The sequence below is a fragment of the Aquibacillus albus genome (assembly GCF_016908325.1).
GTDB classification, from domain to species: Bacteria; Bacillota; Bacilli; order Bacillales; family Amphibacillaceae; genus Aquibacillus_A; species Aquibacillus_A albus.
On sequence record NZ_JAFBDR010000013.1, the window covers coordinates 1 to 21,039 of the forward strand.

22 protein-coding genes and 1 other annotated feature are annotated in these 21,039 nt (G+C 34.9%); of the genes, 21 read left to right on the top strand and 1 reads right to left on the bottom strand.

What is annotated here, in order from left to right; translation table 11 throughout:
* Positions 1-295 precede the first annotated feature (295 nt).
* The 20 genes from JOC48_RS11940 (at position 296) to JOC48_RS12035 (ending at position 19,983) form a co-directional block, all read left to right on the top strand.
* Positions 296-994, top strand: a complete 699-nt coding sequence (locus JOC48_RS11940) for a response regulator transcription factor (protein WP_204499994.1) — start codon at positions 296-298, stop codon at positions 992-994.
* A complete protein-coding gene (gene pnpS / locus JOC48_RS11945) occupies positions 991-2,364 on the top strand; it encodes a two-component system histidine kinase PnpS (RefSeq protein WP_204499996.1) in 1,374 nt (457 codons plus the stop codon). The genes JOC48_RS11940 and pnpS overlap by 4 nt, the downstream gene beginning before the upstream one ends.
* Before the next feature lie 116 nt (positions 2,365-2,480).
* Positions 2,481-3,461 (top strand): FtsH protease activity modulator HflK, encoded by a 981-nt coding sequence (hflK, locus tag JOC48_RS11950; RefSeq protein WP_204499998.1) that lies wholly within the window; start codon positions 2,481-2,483, stop codon positions 3,459-3,461.
* Positions 3,451-4,380 (top strand): protease modulator HflC, encoded by a 930-nt coding sequence (gene hflC / locus JOC48_RS11955; protein ID WP_204500000.1) that lies wholly within the window; start codon positions 3,451-3,453, stop codon positions 4,378-4,380. Before hflK ends, hflC begins: the two co-directional genes overlap by 11 nt.
* A gap of 157 nt (positions 4,381-4,537) precedes the next feature.
* Positions 4,538-7,180: a DNA polymerase I gene (gene polA, locus JOC48_RS11960; RefSeq protein WP_204500003.1), complete on the top strand. Its 2,643-nt coding sequence runs from the start codon at positions 4,538-4,540 to the stop codon at positions 7,178-7,180.
* A gap of 19 nt (positions 7,181-7,199) precedes the next feature.
* Positions 7,200-8,030 (top strand): DNA-formamidopyrimidine glycosylase, encoded by an 831-nt coding sequence (gene mutM, locus JOC48_RS11965; protein ID WP_204500005.1) that lies wholly within the window; start codon positions 7,200-7,202, stop codon positions 8,028-8,030.
* Between the two features lie 63 nt (positions 8,031-8,093).
* Positions 8,094-8,732, top strand: a complete 639-nt coding sequence (ytaF, locus tag JOC48_RS11970) for a sporulation membrane protein YtaF (RefSeq protein WP_204500007.1) — start codon at positions 8,094-8,096, stop codon at positions 8,730-8,732.
* A gap of 48 nt (positions 8,733-8,780) precedes the next feature.
* A complete protein-coding gene (coaE, locus tag JOC48_RS11975) occupies positions 8,781-9,380 on the top strand; it encodes a dephospho-CoA kinase (protein ID WP_204500009.1) in 600 nt (199 codons plus the stop codon).
* Between the two features lie 346 nt (positions 9,381-9,726).
* Complete coding sequence (gene speD, locus JOC48_RS11980) at positions 9,727-10,104, top strand: adenosylmethionine decarboxylase (RefSeq protein ID WP_204500011.1); 378 nt, start codon at positions 9,727-9,729, stop codon at positions 10,102-10,104.
* A gap of 289 nt (positions 10,105-10,393) precedes the next feature.
* Positions 10,394-10,789, top strand: a complete 396-nt coding sequence (locus JOC48_RS11985; protein ID WP_204500013.1) for a cytosolic protein — start codon at positions 10,394-10,396, stop codon at positions 10,787-10,789.
* A 30-nt stretch (positions 10,790-10,819) separates the two neighbouring features.
* Positions 10,820-11,281, top strand: a complete 462-nt coding sequence (gene nrdR, locus JOC48_RS11990) for a transcriptional regulator NrdR (protein ID WP_204500015.1) — start codon at positions 10,820-10,822, stop codon at positions 11,279-11,281.
* A 78-nt stretch (positions 11,282-11,359) separates the two neighbouring features.
* Positions 11,360-12,721: a replication initiation and membrane attachment family protein gene (locus JOC48_RS11995; protein WP_204500018.1), complete on the top strand. Its 1,362-nt coding sequence runs from the start codon at positions 11,360-11,362 to the stop codon at positions 12,719-12,721.
* Positions 12,722-12,759: 38 nt separating this feature from the next.
* On the top strand, positions 12,760-13,695 hold the full coding sequence (dnaI, locus tag JOC48_RS12000) for a primosomal protein DnaI (protein WP_204500021.1): 936 nt from the start codon (positions 12,760-12,762) through the stop codon (positions 13,693-13,695).
* A gap of 149 nt (positions 13,696-13,844) precedes the next feature.
* Entirely contained in the window at positions 13,845-14,699 is an 855-nt protein-coding gene (gene ytxC, locus JOC48_RS12005; RefSeq protein ID WP_204500023.1) for a sporulation protein YtxC, read from the top strand.
* 406 nt (positions 14,700-15,105) lie between these two features.
* Positions 15,106-17,055, top strand: coding sequence for a threonine--tRNA ligase (thrS, locus tag JOC48_RS12010; protein ID WP_204500026.1), 1,950 nt, complete (start codon positions 15,106-15,108; stop codon positions 17,053-17,055).
* A gap of 238 nt (positions 17,056-17,293) precedes the next feature.
* Positions 17,294-17,416: a sequence feature (ribosomal protein L20 leader region), on the top strand.
* Between the two features lie 126 nt (positions 17,417-17,542).
* Positions 17,543-18,046 (top strand): translation initiation factor IF-3, encoded by a 504-nt coding sequence (gene infC / locus JOC48_RS12015; protein ID WP_204500028.1) that lies wholly within the window; start codon positions 17,543-17,545, stop codon positions 18,044-18,046.
* A gap of 58 nt (positions 18,047-18,104) precedes the next feature.
* Complete coding sequence (gene rpmI, locus JOC48_RS12020; protein ID WP_204500030.1) at positions 18,105-18,299, top strand: 50S ribosomal protein L35; 195 nt, start codon at positions 18,105-18,107, stop codon at positions 18,297-18,299.
* A 258-nt stretch (positions 18,300-18,557) separates the two neighbouring features.
* On the top strand, positions 18,558-18,914 hold the full coding sequence (gene rplT, locus JOC48_RS12025; RefSeq protein WP_204500031.1) for a 50S ribosomal protein L20: 357 nt from the start codon (positions 18,558-18,560) through the stop codon (positions 18,912-18,914).
* Between the two features lie 100 nt (positions 18,915-19,014).
* On the top strand, positions 19,015-19,284 hold the full coding sequence (locus tag JOC48_RS12030) for a DUF1294 domain-containing protein (protein WP_239584340.1): 270 nt from the start codon (positions 19,015-19,017) through the stop codon (positions 19,282-19,284).
* A 111-nt stretch (positions 19,285-19,395) separates the two neighbouring features.
* Entirely contained in the window at positions 19,396-19,983 is a 588-nt protein-coding gene (locus JOC48_RS12035; protein ID WP_204500032.1) for a TVP38/TMEM64 family protein, read from the top strand.
* 18 nt (positions 19,984-20,001) lie between these two features.
* Here JOC48_RS12035 and JOC48_RS12040 read toward each other — a convergent pair whose 3' ends face one another.
* Positions 20,002-20,391 (bottom strand): sigma-w pathway protein ysdB, encoded by a 390-nt coding sequence (locus JOC48_RS12040; RefSeq protein WP_204500033.1) that lies wholly within the window; start codon positions 20,389-20,391, stop codon positions 20,002-20,004.
* Between the two features lie 117 nt (positions 20,392-20,508).
* Here JOC48_RS12040 and JOC48_RS12045 point away from each other — a divergent pair, with 117 nt between their 5' ends.
* Entirely contained in the window at positions 20,509-20,994 is a 486-nt protein-coding gene (locus JOC48_RS12045) for a dUTP diphosphatase (protein ID WP_204500034.1), read from the top strand.
* Positions 20,995-21,039 lie beyond the last annotated feature (45 nt).

Here is a 21,039-nt window from a genome sequence, read left to right on the forward strand (position 1 = left end):
CTATAACAAAAAAAAGACCCTGCAAAACAGAGTCAGTAAAAAGTTCAAGGACAAGCCTCTTTTTTTAAACTGTCTATTCTACAGGGTCCATTTTAAAAAGGCTTTTTGGGCAACAGCCTCTTTTTGCTTGTCCAAAAGGAACGATATTAAGAATCAAAATGCGCATTGTAAAAAAAGTCTATAGAATTGTAAAAAAATTTTTACAAACAATAGGGTTAGTTTATTCGTTACTAGTATTCACATCAATTTACCTTCATTGTATGATGAACATAGAATATTAGATGAGGTGATAGCTATGATCCAAAAAGTCCTAATTGTAGATGATGAAGAATCTATAGTAACACTATTAAAATACAATATTGAAAAATCAGGATTTGCGACAGAAGTTGCCTATACAGGAATGGAAGCTTTAAATAAAGCAACAGAAAAGTCATTTGATCTTATTGTACTTGATTTAATGCTTCCTGAATTAGATGGTACGGAAGTATGTAAACAACTAAGACAGCGTCAAATAGAAACTCCCATTCTCATGTTAACGGCAAAGGATGATGAATTTGATAAAGTACTGGGACTAGAATTAGGTGCGGATGATTATTTAACAAAGCCATTTAGTCCAAAGGAAGTTGTTGCTAGAATAAAAGCAATTTTAAGAAGAACAGTTAAAAGAGAATCAGAGTTAGACAAGCCTGTTATAAAAATTGGCGAAATCATTATTTACCCCGAACAATATGAAGCTATGATTAATGATGAAACATTAACGTTTACTCGAAAGGAATTTGAATTACTCCTTTATCTCGCAAAGCATAAAGGTAAGGTGTTATCGAGAGATCAATTATTAAGTGCGGTTTGGAATTATGATTTTGTAGGAGATACTCGGATTGTTGATGTTCATATTAGCCATTTAAGAGAAAAAATTGAACCGGAAACAAAGCATCCTGTTTATATTAAAACGATTCGCGGGCTTGGGTATAAAATGGAGGAGCCTAATCTATGACTTCATCAAATTCACGCCTTTTTTTTACATATATTGTGATTGTAATTGCTGTCATGATAAGTATGGGTTTGATAATCATTCCACTGATTAGTGGTAACGAAAAAATAATTGCTTCATTCGCTCTTATTAGTGGTCTCATTGTTTTTCTTGTTCTAATATACAATATTTTTGAAAAATATATGAAGCCAGTTCGTTCGGCGGCATTAGTAGCCGATGAATTAGTAAAAGGAAATTATAAAGCAAGAACCTATGTTAATTATTATGGAGATGCCGGAAAGCTTAGCCATTCCATTAATGTATTAGCGCGAAGCCTTCAAGAAATGGTTATACAAGAGAAAATTCAAGCAAGTCAGCTGCGAACAGTTATTGATAATATGGAAAGTGGTGTCATGTTCATTAATGACAAAGGATATGTGCATCTAGTTAACCGTAAATTTTTAAATATGTTTGGTAAGCAATCGAATGATTATATTGGTTACTTATATTACGATGTAATCGATCAAGTGAAAATTCATAATGCAGTACAAGAAGCTTTTTTATATGAGGAAAAGGTTAAAAATTCATTTGTATTTTCTATGGAAATTGAGAAAAAATATTTTGAAATTGTTGGAGCACCTATTTTTAATGAGAAGCATGACTTAAAGGGTGTTGTACTTGTTTTTCATGACATTACTGAGCACAAGCGTATTGAACAGATGAGAAAGGATTTTGTTGCTAACGTTTCTCATGAATTAAAAACCCCAATTACTTCCATTCGGGGCTTTGCAGAAACCTTGTTGGATGGTGCAATGGAAAATGAGGACTTGAGAAATGAGTTTTTAACAATTATTTTAAAGGAAAGTGAAAGATTACAAGCATTAGTATATGATCTGCTTGAACTATCAAAGTTAGAAAAAGATGAGATGACGCTGAAATATGAACACATATCTCTTCCTCAATTTCTACAAGATATCCTACCAATTGTTGAACAGCAAGCTAACAATAAATCTATACAATTCATTACTAGTATTGATAGTGATACAGAAATGGAAGGCGACCCTGATCGTCTTAAGCAAGTGTTTCTTAACTTACTAAATAATGCCATCAACTATACCCCGCAAAATGGTGAAGTTCATTTAATTGTTAAGGAAGAACAGGAGGTTGTTCGAGTAATTGTCACAGACACGGGCATAGGAATTCCAGAGGATATGCAAAAAAGAATATTTGAGCGTTTCTTTCGGGTGGATCGTGCGAGAAGTAGAAATACAGGTGGTACTGGTTTAGGGTTAGCTATCGTAAAGCATATCGTTGAGGCTCATCATGGAACAATTAAAGTAATCAGTAAGTTAAATCATGGGTCAACTTTTGAAATAACATTTCCCAAAAAATAAAAAAGGAAAAAGGAAGCATCAAGCTTCCTTTTTTACATTTCAAGGAGTAAAGTTTTAAAAGATGAAACTAAATCATAAGGACGAACGTAAATAGGTTAGAAAGGAGATATAAATATATGACAATGAAGCAAATATACACGTGGTTTGCAATGATTCTAGGATTAGGTTTATTAGCAATAGTAGGCTTAACAAGCTGGTACACAGTTGATGAGTCTGAACAAGCAGTCATCTTAACCTTTGGAAATGCTGATGAAAATATAACACAGCCAGGTTTACATTTTAAATTACCGTGGCCAGTTCAAGAAGTTGAAGTGTTATCAAAGGAAACGTTTAGTCTGGATTTCGGCTATAGTCCAGAAAATCAGGAGAGTGCAAGTCAAGTTCGTATGATTACAGGGGACGAAAATATTGTTCAAGCCGACTTGGTTGTACAGTGGAAAATAACAGAACCAGCAGAGTATCTTTACCAATCAAATGACCCTGAGCAAATCTTATTTAGTGCCACTTCTGCCTCGTTAAGAAGTATTATAGGCTCATCTACAATAGATGATGCATTAACTGATGGAAAAGCTGAAATTGAAAATGAAGTAAGAGAGCTTCTAGTAAGCTTAATTGACAGTTATGCTATCGGAATATCTATTTCAGATGTGAAATTACAAGAAGTTGACCTTCCGAATGAAGAGGTTCGTCAAGCTTTTATGAAGGTTACCGATGCAAGGGAGACTATGCAAACGAAAAGAAATGAAGCACAAAAATATAGCAATCAGCAATTAGAAGAAGCTCTAGGTGAGAAAGATGCAATCATCTCGAGAGCTGAAGGTGATAAAATTGAACGGATAGAAAAGGCGAGAGGTGATATTGCTTCTTTCAATGCATTATTTAATGCTTATGAAAACAATCCAGACATTACAAAACAACGACTTGTCATCGAAACTTTAGAAGAGGTTCTTCCAAATGCAAACGTATATATTATGAATGATGAAGGAAACACGCTTAAATATTTACCGATTGGTACCAATAATAGCTCAAGAGCACTTGTTCCTGATGAAAATAATACCGGAGAACAAACGGAGGGTGGTGCAAATAATGAGCGATGAAAATATCGTTGATTTAAAGGATAAGACCCCAAAGGAATATAAAAAGTATATGAAAATGGGTATCTCCATTTTAATAACTCTCATAATGATCGGACTTATATTAAGTAGTATTTTTATTGTTAAAGAGGGTGAGTATAAGGTTGTTCGTCAATTTGGAGAGGTTATTCGAGTTGAAGATGAACCGGGATTGAAGTTTCGTGTTCCATTGTTGCATTCCATTACTACTCTGCCACAAAAGAAATTGGTCTATGATGTAACAGAAAAGGAGATAAATACGTTAGATAAAAAGCGAATGATTATTGACAATTATGCCGTTTGGGAAATAACGAATCCGCAGTTAATGATATCAACCGCGAATACAGAGCTTAATGCTGAAGCTCGAATGGGTGAATTTATCTTTTCGGTTATTCGGTCTGAGTTAGGAAGATTAAATTATGATGAAATAATAAATGATGAAGGTAGTACTCGTGGTGATTTAAATGAACGTATTACGGAACAAGTTAATCTATTGTTGGAACGGGATCGTTATGGAATTCGTGTAGTAGATGCAAGAATTAAACGAACGGATTTGCCAGATGAAAATGAACAATCTGTATTTAGACGTATGATCTCAGAGCGCGAATCTACTGCTCAAGAATATTTGTCACAAGGTGAAGCTGAAAAGAATCGTATGATTGCGCAAACAGATCGTGAGGTAAAAGAGATGCTTTCCAAAGCAAATGCAGATGCATCCCAGATAAGAGCAGAAGGAGAGGAAGAAGCTGCTTCCATGTATAATGAATCTTTTCAGCGCGATACAGAGTTTTATCAATTATACCGTACATTAGAATCTTATAAGCAGACGATAAATGGGGAAACAACTATTATTTTACCTTCAAATTCTCCGTATGTTGAAACATTGTTAGGTTATTTTGAGTAAAAAACTTTCATTATAAGTGTCTGACTGCAAATAATATCACGTGAGAGAGTGGTATGACTGTGTGTCAGATGCTTATTTTTTCTAATCGTATAGAAAAATGATAAAATGTGTATAATTAACCTCGGTTAATTCTTAGTGATTAAAAGGAGTGCAGTTAATGGAAAATAAACTTGTATTGATAGATGGAAATAGTATTGCTTATCGTGCATTTTTTGCCTTGCCTTTATTAAGTAATGATAAAGGTGTTTATACCAATGCAATTTATGGTTTTACAACAATGTTATTGAGAATTTTAGAAAACGAAAAGCCATCACATATGCTTGTTGCTTTTGATGCAGGTAAGACAACATTTCGACACGAGACATATCAAGAATATAAGGGTGGAAGGCAAAAAACTCCACCAGAATTATCTGAACAATTTCCATTGCTAAAGTCAGTTTTAGATGCTTTTAACGTCAAACATTATCAGCTCGAACAATATGAAGCAGACGATATCATCGGTACATTATCAAGAGATGCCGAGCAAAAAAATTGGGATGTCCAAGTTATTTCTGGTGATAAAGATTTGCTGCAATTGGTATCTGACCAAGTAATCGTAAATTTAACAAGGAAGGGTATTAGTGAAGTTGATACATATTCACCATCATTTTTACAGGAAAAGTTAGAAATTAGCCCAGAACAAATTATTGATATGAAAGCACTCATGGGTGACAACTCTGATAATATTCCTGGTGTTCCTGGGGTAGGTCAAAAAACGGCGATTAAGTTATTAAAAGAGTTTTCAACATTAGAAAACCTTTATGAAAATTTAGACAAAGTAAGTGGCAAAAAATTAAAAGAGAAGCTGGAGAATCATCAGAAAGAGGCTTTTATGAGTAAAGAATTGGTTACGATTCAATGTGACTCTCCAATAGAGGTTAAATTAGAAGATATTAGCTATCAAGGCTTTGATGCAAATAAAGTTAGCGGTATATTTAAAGAGCTTGGGTTTAAGTCATTACTTGATAGAGTCAGTGGTGATGAATCAGATCAAGCGGAAGCAGATAAAGTCGATCTTCCAAAATTGGATATAAAAGTTGTAACAGAGTTGAAAGAAGATATGTTTACAGGTCAAGAAGCTTTTGAAGTGGAGATGCTGGAGGAAAATTATCATACTTCTAAAATGGAAGGATTTGCAGTTGTTAATGGTCAAAATCATTACTTCATTCCTACAGAGATTGCGTTGGAGTCAGAAGTATTTAAAGAATGGGCTAAAAACCCGGCTAAGAAAAAGTGGGTATTTGATGCAAAAAAAGTAATGGTTGCTTTGCTGAGATGTGGCGTTCCTATGGAAGGAATAGAATTTGATTTGTTGTTAGCTTCTTATTTGATTGATCCTTCTGAGAACCATCATGATATTCCGGCAATTAGCCATAGAATGGGACAACAAGCTGTTTTATTTGATGAAGAGGTATACGGAAAAGGTGCAAAGATGAAGATTCCTGAGGAAGAAAAATTTGTTGATCACTTAGTACGAAAAACGAGCATGATTTTTTCTTTAAAAGAATACATGGAAAAGGAATTGAAGGAAAATAGTCAGGATAAACTTTTCCAAGAACTTGAATTACCATTAGCCATCATTCTTGGAAAGATGGAAGCAACAGGTGTCCAAGTGGATAAAGCGCGTTTAAAAGAAATGGGAGATGAATTACAAGAACGGTTACAAGCTATTGAAGCTGAAATTCATGAACTGTCTGGGGAAGAATTTAATGTAAATTCTCCAAAGCAGCTGGGACCAATATTATTTGAAAAGTTAGGCTTACCTGTAATTAAAAAAACGAAAACAGGTTACTCCACATCAGCAGATATATTAGAACAATTATATGATAAGCATCCGATTATTCCTAAGTTATTAATGTATAGACAGTTAGGAAAATTACAATCCACTTATATTGAAGGCTTGTTGAAAGTTGTTCACCCGGAGACAAATAAAATCCATACAAGGTTTAATCAAGCATTAACTCAAACAGGTAGATTAAGCTCGACAGAACCTAATTTGCAAAATATCCCTATTCGGTTAGAAGAAGGAAGGAAAATTAGACAAGCATTCGTTCCGTCAGAAGAAAACTGGTACATTTTCGCAGCAGATTATTCACAAATTGAACTTCGAGTATTAGCACATATCGCAAATGATGAGAAGTTAATTCAAGCCTTTGTTAATGGAATGGATATTCATACTACTACCGCAATGGAAGTCTTTCATGTAAATAAAGATGAGGTTACCGCTAATATGAGAAGACATGCAAAAGCAGTAAACTTTGGAATTGTGTATGGGATTAGTGACTATGGGTTATCACAAAGTTTAGGTATTACAAGAAAAGAAGCAAAGCAATTCATCGATCGTTATTTGGATAGTTATCCAGGTGTAAGAGACTATATGGAGGATATTGTTCAAGATGCCAAGCAAAAAGGGTATGTTACTACGTTAATGAATAGAAGAAGGTATTTACCCGATATTACAAACAGAAATTTTAATCGAAGAAGCTTTGCTGAACGAACAGCGATGAATACGCCAATTCAAGGAAGTGCAGCTGATATTATTAAATTAGCTATGATTAATCTTCATCATGCATTAAAAGAGGAAGGTTTGCAATCACGGATGCTAATGCAAGTACATGATGAATTAATCTTAGAAGCACCTAGTGATGAAATGAATCGGTTAAAGGAATTAGTACCATCTGTAATGGAAAATGCTATGGAATTAACTGTTCCACTGAAAGTTGATTATTCATACGGAAAAACATGGTATGATGCTAAATAGATAGGTGGTTGTTTTAGGTATGCCAGAATTGCCTGAAGTGGAAACAATAAGAAATACGTTAAAACAGTTAGTTATCGGAAAGGAAATAGATATTGTGTCGGTTTTTTGGCCGAAAATAATCAAGGAACCTGATGATGCTGAAGTTTTCAAGCATCAAATTTCCAATCAACAAATATTAGATATTGATCGTAAAGGTAAGTTTTTGTTGTTTCAATTAACTGATTTTGTTCTCGTATCCCATTTAAGAATGGAAGGGAAATATGGTGTTTTCAAACACGATGATCCAATGATAAAGCATACCCATGTTATTTTTCATTTTAAAGATGGGAATGAGTTAAGATATAATGATGTTCGAAAATTCGGTACGATGCATTTGTTTCCAAAAGGCAAGGAGTTATTGGAAAAGCCTTTAAATCAATTAGGACCAGATCCTTTGGAGAAAAGTTTTCAGTTTGAAGATTTTTACGCGAAAATTCATAAAAGTGATCGATCTATAAAAAATATTTTACTCGACCAAACAGTTGTTGCTGGCTTAGGGAACATTTATGTAGATGAAACACTCTTTAAAGCAGGGGTTCACCCATTAAAAAAAGGTTCAAAGCTAACAAAAACAGAAGTTCGACTTTTGCAAAAATATGCCAAGTTAACATTGGAAGAAGCGGTTGCCAAGGGAGGAACTACCATTCGGTCTTATGTTAATACACAGGGGCAAATAGGTATGTTTCAACAGGAGCTTTTTGCTTACGGACAAGAGAATAAGCCGTGTAAAAAATGTGGAACACCAATGTCAAAAATAAAAGCAGGCGGCCGAGGTACACATTTTTGTCAAACCTGTCAGCCACTTAAATAGGCACAATAAAATGGCTCCATCCATATACTGATACAGTAATAAAATGGGAAAAGGAGCTATAACATGGCTGAAATCACCACGTTTTTACTACTTGCATTTGCAGTTAGTCTAGATAGTTTTACGGTAGCGTTCACTTACGGTATTCGACAAATGAAGCTTCCAGTGAGTTCGATTTCCTTAATTGCAATCATTGCTGGATTTACCTTTTATCTTTCGATGATTATAGGACATATTGCCGCTTCTTTTTTATCACCAAAGATTACCGAAGCAATAGGCGGTAGTGTATTGGCTGTCATAGGTGTATGGATCATTTATCAATTTTTTAGAAAAGATAAGCAATCGAGTGAACAGTGTAAGGAACCAAAAGTAGTAAAATTTGAAATTAAATCGCTAGGGTTAGTTATTCAAATTTTAAAAAAGCCACTAACTGCTGATATCGATCGTTCAGGTAAAATTACAGGGTTAGAAGCGTTTTTATTAGGTGTAGCTCTTTCGCTTGATTCCTTTGGGTCCGGAATTGGAGCAGCTATGCTCGGGTTTACACCTATGTTCGCGGCAGTCATCATCGGATTGACTACAGGGTTATTTTTAAAATTAGGCCTAACATGTGGATTTTTGTTTTCTAATTGGTATTGGATACAACGTCTTTGCTTTATCCCTGGAATTATCTTATTATTATTAGGAATTTATAAAATAACGTAATAGAACATCAACAGCAACAGTTTATTGGTGAAGGTTGAGGTGGTTTTAATGGCAATGGTGATTGGCCTTACTGGAGGAATTGCAAGTGGCAAGAGCACTATTTCGAATATGATTACAACATTTGGAATTCCGGTTATAGATGCAGATGTTATTTCGAGACAAGTGGTAGAGCCTGGAGAATCAGCTTATCGGAAAATTGTTGATTATTTTGGTGAAAATATTCTTCATGACGATCGAACGATCAATAGAAACAAATTAGGTCAAATTGTTTTTTCAGATGAAGAAAAGCGTAAAGCTTTAAATAAAATGGTACATCCGGAAGTTAGGAAAACAATGCTTAACCAAAAAGAAGATCTAATCAATGCTGGAAATAAAGCTGTTGTATTAGATATTCCATTATTGTTTGAAAGTAAACGAACCGCACTTGTTGATCAAATACTTGTCGTTTACGTAGATGAGGATACTCAACTAAGTCGACTAATGAAAAGAGATGGATTTACTGAAGAGGAATCCCAAAGTCGTATAAAATCTCAAATGCCACTAAAACAAAAGCAGGAAATGGCTGATGCTATTATTGATAACCGCGGTTCTTTGGAACAATCAAGGAAGCAATTAGAAAAAATATTCATTGATTGGAAAATCATCTAGAAAATCCTCGATTAAGCAGAATTATGTTTAGTAACACCTGTTTTTGGATAAAGAGTAGTATATATCTCATAATAAGAAAGGAACGCTTTAGGTGTTCCTTTTTTCCTAATCCTGAGGAAGTTCTTTGAAAAAAATTGTAATTTTTCTTGCCAAAACGGGGTAAACCATTTATACTTTTTTTGCGCGTAATATAAAAGTGTGCACAAGTCAACGTTCATAAGAAGAAAATCTTCTGGATATGTGCGTTAATGGGTGCTTAAAGGGTTAGGACCTCTTTGGACTAACTTTCCCCCGTGGCAGCTCATGCATAATATCTTAGAAGCCAATTTAAAGGGGGAGATATACAATGGATACAATGGGAAGACACGTAATAGCTGAAATGTGGGACTGTAATATAGACAAGCTGAATGATATGGGGTTAATAGAACAAATTTTCGTTAATGCAGCTTTAAAAGCTGGTGCAGAAATAAGGGAAGTTGCTTTCCACAAATTTGCTCCTTATGGGGTGAGTGGTGTAGTAATTATTTCTGAGTCACATTTAACGATCCACAGTTTTCCTGAGCATGGCTATGCAAGTATCGATGTATATACTTGTGGTGACATTATTGATCCAAATGTTGCTACTGATTTTATTGCAGAAGCACTGGAATCTAAAACTTGTGAAAAAGTTGAAGTACCTCGTGGTATGGGTCCAGTGAATGTGAATCAATCTAAAGCATTATAGTCGTTAAATAATGAAAAACCCTTGCTAATTATAGCAAGGGTTTTTCAAATTGATTTTTTATGTCACGTGTAGCTAAGGGGGTCTGACCCCTTGCTTTTTGGGACAGCCTGATTCAAATTTAGATGTAGGAAAAGTTCAGTATTGAATTTAAAAATACAAAATATTAACACTATTTTTTAATAGAGCGGCCAAATTTAAAAGATGGTATCGTTTTCCTTAAAGAAACGTGTTAAAATGGTATAAGAATTGTTAAAAAATCTGTTATAATGAATGCAATGAGGTGCAGTGAATGTCAATTCAACAAACATTTAATAAGTATTTTAATAATCATTCAGAAACAACGGAAAAGCATTGGGATCCGCAGTTGAAAACGAGATACTTTAAAACAACAAAGGAAAAAGGGTTTAAAGCTGTTGAAGAAATGTTTAGACGGTCATCTACGTTTGAAATTGTAGCAGCTTCAGAGGAACGTGGGGAAATTAGTGCAAATTACTCCCGAGGTCGTAAAGCTTTTGTTATTGCAACAGTAATCATGGTTAGACCTTATCGAACTGCTATTGATTTATCGGTCACAACGGAATCAGTTATTCCTTTCGATTTAGGGTATAGCCATAAGTTAATTCCAAAATTTTATGATGAACTGAAGAAAGATTTAACACCTATTGATACATCAAAAGAACAGTAATAATTGTAAAAGTTAACGGGGCTGATACATATGCGTTGTCCAAATTGTGAATATAAAAGCACGAAGGTATTGGATTCAAGACCTATTGAAGATGGTCGTTCCATTAGAAGAAGAAGAGAGTGCGAAGAATGTGGATTTCGTTTTACAACCTTTGAGCGGTTAGAAGAGGTTCCTTTAATCGTTGTTAAAAAAGAAGGAACAAGAGAAGAATTTAGCCGAGAAAAGCTACTGCGGGGATTAATTAAAGCTTGTGAAAAAAGACCCGTTGCCCTTGAACAAATAGAAACAGTTGCTGCTGAAGTAGAAAAGGAACTACGAAATCGGGGAACATCTGAAGTACAAAGCGATGATATTGGGGAAATGGTAATGGATCGGTTGTCTTCTATCGATGAAGTTGCATATGTACGGTTCGCTTCGGTATATCGTCAATTTAAGGACATTAACGTATTTTTAGATGAATTAAAGGATTTGATTCGAACTGATAAGAAATAGAGTTCCGATGGGCCACATCGGCTCTTTTTTCTTTCCCGAAAATATTGAAATTAATGGAATGTAAAGGGGTTGAAAACATTGACAGCAAACCATATAGGAAAACTTCTTCCAGTAGAAGGCTATTTCTCATTATTTCGAGGAGAAATTTCAACCACTTATTTCCAATCTTTAACACATTTGTACCAACCTTTAATTGGTATACACGCTATATCATTGTATCAAACGCTTTTAACAGAAACACAAGTGAATCTAAACAGTAGTCCTCAAACACATCATACATTAATGACTTACTTGTCACTTCCACTAGACGAAATTTATAAAGCACGGTTAAAATTAGAAGGAATAGGTTTGCTTGAAACGTATAAAAAACAGTCAGAACCTAATAGTGTTTATATTTATCAACTACATCCACCTTTTAGTCCTGGTGAATTTTTTAAGGATGGTATGCTCTCGCAATTGTTATATCATCAGTTAGGGAATGATAAATATAACAATTTATATCAAGCATTTGTTGGTGAATCCTCCTATATAGCTGATCAAAGTGATAACATAACGGCTCGTTTTGATGAAGTGTTTCAATCACAAAAAAACTTTCAGATTTTAGCCAAGAATCACCATCAACAAAAGCAATCGGAACCAACGAAAACAGGACCAGCCATTTCAAAAGATGTGATTGATTTTGGGTGGATGGAACACATGTTGCATCAACGTATGATACAACCTTCAAAAATTTTAACCCCTTCCAATCGAAAGTTAATGACCCAAATGGTTGTTTTATATGATTTAACCAGCCAAGAGTTAGAAAATGCTCTTTTATGGGCAATTAATGATGAAAATTATTTAGATGTAAGCGAGTTTAAAGTTGCTTGTCTGGATATCTTTAAGTCAGGGACACAAAAGAATAAACCTAATTTGGTAGATCAGAAGCCATTTCGTGAGGAAAATCAATCGAAACCAAAGAGCAAAGAGGAGCAGTTTATCCAAATGCTCGAAAACATCTCACCGAGACAATTGTTAGAGGATTTGTCTGGCGGGAATGAAGCATCCCCTCAAGATTTAAAAGTAGTTGGGGATGTCATGACCCAGCAAGGACTTTCTTCTGGTGTTATGAATGTTTTAGTACATTATGTTTTGTTAAAAACGGATATGAAATTATCTAAAGCCTATTTAGAAAAAATTGCTAGTCACTGGGCGCGAAAAAATATAAAAACGGTTAGACAAGCAATGGTACTTGCGAAATCTGAAAACAAAAAATATCAGCAATGGGGTAGTTATAAAAAACAAAATAAAACGAATAAAAAGGAAGTAATTCCAGAATGGTTTAATAATAGTCAACAAAATAATGGTGCGAAAAGTGATACAAAACAAACCAAAGAGGATATTAATGAATTATTGAAGAATTACACGAAGAACAAACAATCGATTAATAATAGAGGTTGACGAACGGTGTTTGAACTACCTAAATAAGGATGATTGAAATGGAACCTATACAATCTTCATTAAAAAAATGGATGAAAGAGAATAAAAACTTTCAAGTAAATTATAACCAACTAAGACATGAAATATTAATGGATCCTGAGGTTAGGGAATTGTTGGATAAACATCCCGAATTCACAAAAAGTGATATAGACAAAAGCCTGATGAAACTTTATGAATTTAAATCGCAGTCAAAGCATTGTGAGAATTGTCCATCGCTAGATAAATGTGTGAACATTCTCCAAGGCTATACGCCATTTATTCAAGTTGATGGAAAAGACATCCATTTAACGTATGAAAAGTGTAAACGCAAGCGAAAAGATGATGAACAAAAACAAAAGCAAACATTGGTCAAAAGCTTGTATATGCCCAAGGATATATTGGAGGCATCGTTTGAAGGTTTTGACCATCAGGATGCTGAAAGACATGATGCAATTCGTGAAGCACTTGCTTATGTTCAATCGATAGGTACATCAAGAGCTGAAAAAGGCCTCTATTTTTACGGCCCGTTTGGTGTAGGAAAGACTTATTTTTTAGGGGCAATAGCAAATGAATTAGCAGATAAAGGTATATCTTCTATGGTCATTTATATGCCTGAATTTGTCAGAGAAATAAAATCATCGCTAAAAGATGATTCCATTAATCAAAAAATTGATCAGTTTAAAAAAGTTCCCGTATTAATGTTTGATGATATTGGAGCGGAATCATTATCCGCTTGGTTTAGAGATGAAATTCTGGGTTCTATTCTACAATACCGTATGATGGAGAGATTACCCACATTTTTCAGTTCTAATTACAATATGAAACAATTGGAGCAGCATCTTGCAACCTCTAATCGTGGGGATACTGAAGTAGTAAAAGCCGGTAGAATAGCTGAAAGAATCAAGCATTTAAGTAAAGAGGTCCCTTTGTTTGGTCACAATAGAAGAGATATGTAATTAGCCTGTGATAATTAAACACAGGTTTTTTTCTGCTTCCATGCCTGAAGCGTAAGAATACTAGATTTACTATTTTAATTAGATTATTCATTTTTCCCTCTTATTGCCCATATAATATAACAGTTTGAGCGTAATGAGGGTGATATGTATTGCTTGAGGTCTATTTTGAAATTAAAAAAGAAGCAGAAACATTTTGTGAGAGGCTACTCTTATATGATCCACATGTAAAAATAAAATGGAATACCGATCAATCATGGGGAAATCAATTAAAGCTGACTACTAGTAAGTCAAGCACGTATCAACAGTATCGCTTCATTGCAAAAGCGATGACAGATGTGTTTATTTTTCACAGGGAATTAAATTGGGTGACCGAAGTGATAACAAAAGTATATTACTTTTCAAACAAGGATGAGATTCAACGGATTGTTGATATCACACATTCCATTATCTCTGGAGAGGATGTGGAATTAGTACAATTTATTAAAAAAAATAAACCTCGAGATACTTTGTTACAGATTTTTGAGTTAGGTTCCCGAGAGGATATCATACACTTTAATTCTATTGTTAATTTTCGAATGCAATTGTTTCAAAGTGAATTAATTGAGGTAGTAGGACTAGCGATTGATGAATTTAAGAGAGAGGAGGAGTACCAATCTTTTGTACATTCACTTAGAGAATACATCGCAAAAAGAAAAACGAAAGTCTCAATTGTCCATCTATTACAAGGAGATAATTTCATTTTTTACAAATCGAATGGTGAAGTATATACGACGATGGAATTAAAATCATTAATCTCGAAGGAACCACTTTACATAGTTGGACTAGATCAAGATGAAGTGAATCTAACGCCCCTATTGGCAATGGCACCAGAAAAAATAATTATTTATGGTGACTCTCCATCTGAGGCGAAAACATTGACAGTTTTAAATATATTTCAGGAAAAGGTTTGCTTGAAGCCAATGAAGTCGTTCCCTTTCGAAAAATCTTTAAACTCGAATGGATAGCACTTGATTTTTTACATTAGTGTCGCTATAATACCTTCATACATCATTTTTATAATTAACTGTACTAAAGTTAAATGAAAGAATTTGTAATCGGTGAAGACGAGGACAAGATTCTGTGTAAAGAGTTCAAAGAGAGGGAAGTCATAGGCTGAGAACTTCCTGTACCTCAACATAGAATTACCACCTCCGAACCCTGTTTTTGAAGCTTCTATGTGAGTAAAAAACAGCGCCTCATCTACGTTACAGATGCAAATGAGCCGTAAATTGGTTAGTTTTTTGGACTAAATTACTATTTTGCGGAAATCAGGGTGGAACCACGAGCCAACGCTCGTCCCTTTGTATATATACAGAGGGACGAGCGTTTTTTTATGTAAATTAGTGTTAGAAGAAAGAAGGAGTGACGAATATGTCTAATCAAATCAATATTACATTTCCTGATGGTGCGGTAAAGGAATTTCCTATAGGAACGACAGGTGAAGATATCGCTGGATCCATTTCGCCAGGATTAAAAAAACAAGCGGTGGCAGTTAAATTGGATGGTGAGCTATATGATGTAAGATCAGCTTTACCAGGTGATGGAACAATTGAAATTATTACGTTAAGAAATGATGAAGGCGTAGAAATTATGAGACATTCTACAGCTCATTTAATGGCTCAAGCAGTAAAACGACTTTATGGCAATGTTCAATTAGGTGTAGGCCCAACGATTGAGAATGGGTTCTATTATGATATTGATATGGAAGAAAGTCTTTCACCAGAGGATTTACCCCGTATTGAGAAGGAAATGCAAAAAATTGTTGATGAAAATTTAGAAATTGTCAGGAAAGAAGTTTCTAGAGAAGAAGCAAAGCAAATGTATGAAGAAATTGACGACCAGTTGAAGTTAGAGTTATTAGATGCGATTCCTGAAGGGGAGAAAGTATCTATCTATCAACAAGGCGAATTTTTTGATCTGTGTCGCGGTGTTCATGTTCCTTCTACAAGTAAAATAAAAGTGTTCAAGCTATTAAGCATTTCAGGTGCATACTGGCGTGGAGATAGTAATAACAAAATGCTTCAACGTATTTATGGAACAGCTTTTGAGAAAAAAGGACAATTAGATGAATATTTACGTCTCCGAGAAGAAGCAAAGGAAAGGGATCATCGTAAGCTAGGAAAAGAACTTGAACTATTTACTGTGTCACAAAAGGTTGGACAAGGTTTACCGCTTTGGCTACCTAAGGGAGCTACGATTCGCCGTACTATTGAGCGATACATTGTTGATTTAGAGGAGCGTTTGGGATATGACCATGTGTACACTCCAGTATTAGGTAGTGTAGATTTATATAAAACAAGTGGACACTGGGATCATTATAAAGATGATATGTTTCCAACTTTAGAAATGGATAATGAAGATTTAGTATTACGCCCAATGAACTGCCCGCATCATATGATGGTATTTAAAAATGAGTTGCACAGTTATCGAAATCTACCCGTTCGGATTGCCGAGTTAGGAACGATGCATCGTCATGAAATGTCTGGGGCACTTGCTGGTTTACAGCGTGTACGAGCGATGACCTTGAATGATGCCCATATTTTTGCTCGTCCTGATCAGTTAAAGGATGAATTTATTCGAGTAGTTCAGCTTGTTCAAAATGTTTATAAAGACTTTGGCATTGATGACTACTATTTCCGTTTATCCTACCGAGATCCAGAGGATAAAGAAAAATATGTGGATAATGATGAAATGTGGGATAAAGCACAAGCAATGTTGAAAGAAACAATGGAAGATATGGAGTTAGACTATGTAGAAGCAGAAGGAGAAGCAGCCTTTTACGGTCCGAAGCTGGATGTTCAAGTGAAAACAGCTTTAGGTAAGGATGAAACACTTTCTACTGTTCAACTAGACTTTCATTTACCAGAGCGCTTTGATTTAACGTACATTGGTGAAGATGGAAAAGAACATCGTCCTGTTGTTATTCACCGTGGTGTTGTATCGACAATGGAACGATTCGTAGCCTTTTTAATTGAAGAGTATAAAGGGGCATTTCCTACATGGTTAGCACCAGTACAAGCTAGAATTATTCCGGTATCTGCAGATGTGCATTTAGATTATGCCAAAAAGGTAGAAGATGAATTACGTTTACATGGGGTACGTGTAGAAGTGGATCAAAGAGACGAAAAAATCGGCTATAAAATCCGTGAAGCACAAACACAAAAAATTCCATTTGCACTTGTTGTTGGTGACAAAGAAATTGAAAACGAAGCAGTAAATATTCGCCGATATGGGGAAAAAGATTCAAATACAAAACCGTTACAAACCTTTATGGAAGAATTAAAACAGGAAATAGCGGAAAAATCATTACGAAAAAAATAAACAAAGTAGATTTTAATCCGTTAAGTTAACAGAGATAAAGACAAAAAATGAGGCTGTCCCAAAAGTAAAGGGGTCTGATCCCTATGGACAGCCTCATTTAAAATTGGAAGGACATGTTTTCCTAAACATAACTTGAAAAGGTGAACGAGCTATGATAATCTATTTTTAGCGACAGAAGATTATGTTGACACAAATGTATGCTTGTGTTAACATAGAAAAAGTGAAATTAAATATGATCAATGGCAAGTAGAAGCACCCGCTTCTCACCTGATTGACGCATATAAGTGCAGTTGGCAGGTTCGTCCGTTTTAAAACAGGAGACGTGTGGGTGCAGTGTGTGTACCGACACTTTTTTTGTTGATTCATTAGAGCACTTGTCAAAGGCCAATAAGGTCTTGTTAGTAGTAATACTAACGGTCATTAATAATTCCACTTACGGTATTTTTTGTTTTAAAAAATTTGGAGGTGGCTGATTATTAGCAAGGATATGAACGTCAATGAGAAAATTCGAGCACGCGAGGTTCGTCTCATTGATTCAAATGGGGAACAGCTTGGCGTAAAATCTCGTCAAGAAGCGTTGGATATTGCTCAAACTAGAAACTTGGATCTTGTACTAGTTGCACCGAATGCGAAACCACCAGTATGTCGTATAATGGACTACGGTAAATATCGCTTTGAGCAACAGAAGAAAGAAAAAGAAGCTCGTAAAAAGCAAAAAGTTATCAACGTAAAAGAAGTACGTCTTAGCCCCGGAATTGAAGAGCATGATTTTAATACAAAGTTACGTAATGCAAGGAAATTCCTTGATAAAGGTGACAAAGTAAAGGTGTCCATTCGTTTCCGCGGACGTGCAATTACCCATAAAGAGCTAGGTCAAAAAGTTCTTGAGCGTATGGCTGAAGAATGTAAGGATCTTTCCACAGTGGAGCAGAAAGCAAAGATGGAAGGTCGTAGCATGTTTTTAATGCTCGCACCTGTAAACGAAAAATAATAGAGAGCACTCCTAGAGAGATGTTCAAATAGTTTTAGCTTACAAGGAGGAACTACTCATGCCAAAAATGAAAACTCATAGCGGTACTGCAAAACGCTTCAGAAAAACAGGTACAGGAAAAGTGAAACGTTCTCACGCATTTACTAGTCACTTATTTGCAAACAAGTCTCCAAAACAAAAGCGTAAATTACGTAAAGGCACACTTGTATCAGCTGGTGACTATAAGCGTATCAAACAAATGTTACCAAAATAAAGAAAGGCGTAGAGCACCCGTTTAGCGACGTATGGACTGCGCCCGCGCATCGCGGGTGGTTCGGTGTTGCTGCACATTGCAGCGATCTTAACCGAACATTCCTTCGCAGGAGATAAAGGAAACACGATAAGCTTTTAGCGAATCGATGTTGACTTATCGTACGGAGGTGAGGGAAGTCTCACTAGTCGCTGGGTGCTCGGAGCTAGACAAGAATAAACAATAACGTGAATCGTTGATATATATTAGGAGGGAATTACTATGCCACGTGTTAAAGGTGGAACAGTTACACGCAGACGTCGTAAACGTATTTTAAAGCTAGCTAAAGGTTATTATGGTTCAAAACATTCACTGTTTAAAACAGCAAAACAACAAGTTTGGAAATCTGGTCAATATGCTTATCGTGACCGCAGACAGAAAAAACGTGACTTCCGTAAATTATGGATTGCACGTATTAATGCTGCAGCACGTATGAATGACCTTTCTTATAGCCGTTTAATGCATGGTCTAAAGCAAGCAGGCATTGAAGTAAACCGTAAAATGCTTTCTGAACTAGCAATTAGCGATGAAAAAGCATTTGCACAATTAGCAGAAAAAGCAAAAGCTGCACTTAAATAATAGAAAATAAAGGTTGATTCATTAATGGCTTATTTCTTACTAAGGAAAAGTTATTAGGTGAATCAACCTTTTTTTCGTTTGCACGCAGGAGGAATTAATCTTGAATACGTTTATGCTTGGACTTATCGGCTATCTTCTAATCATTAACTTATTGTCATATAGTTTAATGGGGATTGATAAAAGAAGAGCAAGGAGAAAAGCCTGGAGAATACCGGAAAAAAGACTTTGGTTCATTTCAATAATTGGTGGAGCGTTTGGGAGTATGGTTGCAATGAATGCCTATAAACATAAAACCATGCATAGGACTTTTAAATATGGTCTGCCAATCCTTTGCGTTATACAAATTTGTTTTCTCTTGTACCTTTTTTAAGAATGCAACTATAGGATACAATACGCTTTTATAGCCGTCTATATTCTTTTTGTCATAATAGCTCGTCTTATGTCATATATATAATTTGACACATCTATGAGGAGGCTATCTATGGAATACTTGGGTACGTATGTAATGGCCATCTTAGAAACAGGAGGTTTATTCGCTCCATTGTTATTCATTGGATTTCACTTACTTCGGCCATTATTTTTTCTTCCTGTCGTATTTATTTGTATATCCGGTGGGGTGTTGTTTGGAGCGGTAGCTGGTACTCTATATTCCATTGTTGGTATTACTCTTTCTAGTCTAATTTTTTATCGGATGGTGCAGTGGATGCCTAAAACACTTGATAAACTAGTCCGAATGAAAAAAAAGCTGATGGGAAAGCATTCAAGTTTGACGATATCACAGGTAGCATTATTACGTTTAGTTCCTTTTATTCACTTTCATTTATTGTCATTATGTATTTTAGAGGTCTCAGATAATTTTAAAGGATATATGAAGTCTTCTTTTTTTTCAAACATACCCTTAGCAGTCGTTTATACTTCGGTTGGAAGATGGATTTCTAGCTTGTCACCGGTAATGATTGCAAGCATTCTCATTGGTATATTACCAATCTTGTATTTGTTAAGAAGAAAAGAGATCATTATCAAATGGGAAGATTTCTTCAATGTTCGAACACAAAAAACTGGTGCCTAACTATTAGGCGCCAGTTTTTTAATGGTGATTTAAGAGAAGCTTATCTAAAGGATACTTCCATTCCACTTCCGCATATGGATAATGAATCAGTATTTCTTTTTCCAAAAAATATAGGTCATTTCTTTCAAGCCCCTTTAATTCACCAGGATTATGAGCTTGGACGATAATATTGACAACATCAAACGACCGTTCTGTTGTTCCTAAATATTTTTCACCCTCAAATAATATACCTTTATAGGTCAGCAAGAAATTTCTTTTAATATTATCAGGATCATCTAAAAAGAAAAAATCTTTTTTGTCTTTTGCTACTTCTAACTTTCTTTTCGGATTCATGATATATTTATATCCGGTATATAATAGAAGAATTATTGCTATAAATATAAGAAATCGGAATAAAAGGATAATCATGCTCATCGTCTCCCTGTTATAGCTTCACACTTGTATACGAATGATAAATTCTTTTGGTTTCACTAAAAATCAAATTGGCATGTTATAATCGAAAAAAATAAAAAAGGAGAGTAATGAATGAATTGGGAAAAATTATTTAGAATGCAAAAGCAATTAGATAGCTACATACAAACGACCCACCAGTTAGAATCAGTAAATTTATTTGATAAGAAAGTACTAGCTTTATTAGTCGAAGTCGGTGAATTAGCAAATGAAACACGTTGTTTTAAGTTTTGGAGCAATAAGGCTCCTAGTGAGCAATCCGTAATATTAGAAGAATATGTAGATGGACTTCACTTTATTTTATCTTTAGGATTAGAAAAAGAATATAGTTATAACAAAGAGTATATAAGTCAATCCGAATTATCGGTTACAGACGTGTTTAATACTGTGTTTGAGCAAATCATAGCATTTAAGCAAGATCCAAGTAAAGAAAAATTCACACAATTGTTCCAACAATATATTTCTTTGGGAAGTGTATTAGGGTTTAGCGAGGAGGATATTCAAACAGCTTATTTTGACAAAAATAAGATAAACCATGAAAGACAAAATCAAGGATATTAATGATATATTTTGTTAATACATAGAAAAAAGGCTATAATTTGTAAA

Coding starts and splice junctions, on each gene's coding strand:
- JOC48_RS11940 (WP_204499994.1), top strand. CDS start 296: ATGATCCAAAAAGTCCTAATTGTAGATGATGAAGAATCTATAGTAACA.
- pnpS (WP_204499996.1), top strand. CDS start 991: ATGACTTCATCAAATTCACGCCTTTTTTTTACATATATTGTGATTGTA.
- hflK (WP_204499998.1), top strand. CDS start 2,481: ATGACAATGAAGCAAATATACACGTGGTTTGCAATGATTCTAGGATTA.
- hflC (WP_204500000.1), top strand. CDS start 3,451: ATGAGCGATGAAAATATCGTTGATTTAAAGGATAAGACCCCAAAGGAA.
- polA (WP_204500003.1), top strand. CDS start 4,538: ATGGAAAATAAACTTGTATTGATAGATGGAAATAGTATTGCTTATCGT.
- mutM (WP_204500005.1), top strand. CDS start 7,200: ATGCCAGAATTGCCTGAAGTGGAAACAATAAGAAATACGTTAAAACAG.
- ytaF (WP_204500007.1), top strand. CDS start 8,094: ATGGCTGAAATCACCACGTTTTTACTACTTGCATTTGCAGTTAGTCTA.
- coaE (WP_204500009.1), top strand. CDS start 8,781: ATGGCAATGGTGATTGGCCTTACTGGAGGAATTGCAAGTGGCAAGAGC.
- speD (WP_204500011.1), top strand. CDS start 9,727: ATGGATACAATGGGAAGACACGTAATAGCTGAAATGTGGGACTGTAAT.
- JOC48_RS11985 (WP_204500013.1), top strand. CDS start 10,394: ATGTCAATTCAACAAACATTTAATAAGTATTTTAATAATCATTCAGAA.
- nrdR (WP_204500015.1), top strand. CDS start 10,820: ATGCGTTGTCCAAATTGTGAATATAAAAGCACGAAGGTATTGGATTCA.
- dnaI (WP_204500021.1), top strand. CDS start 12,760: ATGGAACCTATACAATCTTCATTAAAAAAATGGATGAAAGAGAATAAA.
- thrS (WP_204500026.1), top strand. CDS start 15,106: ATGTCTAATCAAATCAATATTACATTTCCTGATGGTGCGGTAAAGGAA.
- infC (WP_204500028.1), top strand. CDS start 17,543: ATGAACGTCAATGAGAAAATTCGAGCACGCGAGGTTCGTCTCATTGAT.
- rpmI (WP_204500030.1), top strand. CDS start 18,105: ATGCCAAAAATGAAAACTCATAGCGGTACTGCAAAACGCTTCAGAAAA.
- rplT (WP_204500031.1), top strand. CDS start 18,558: ATGCCACGTGTTAAAGGTGGAACAGTTACACGCAGACGTCGTAAACGT.
- JOC48_RS12035 (WP_204500032.1), top strand. CDS start 19,396: ATGGAATACTTGGGTACGTATGTAATGGCCATCTTAGAAACAGGAGGT.
- JOC48_RS12040 (WP_204500033.1), bottom strand. CDS start 20,391: ATGATTATCCTTTTATTCCGATTTCTTATATTTATAGCAATAATTCTT.
- JOC48_RS12045 (WP_204500034.1), top strand. CDS start 20,509: ATGAATTGGGAAAAATTATTTAGAATGCAAAAGCAATTAGATAGCTAC.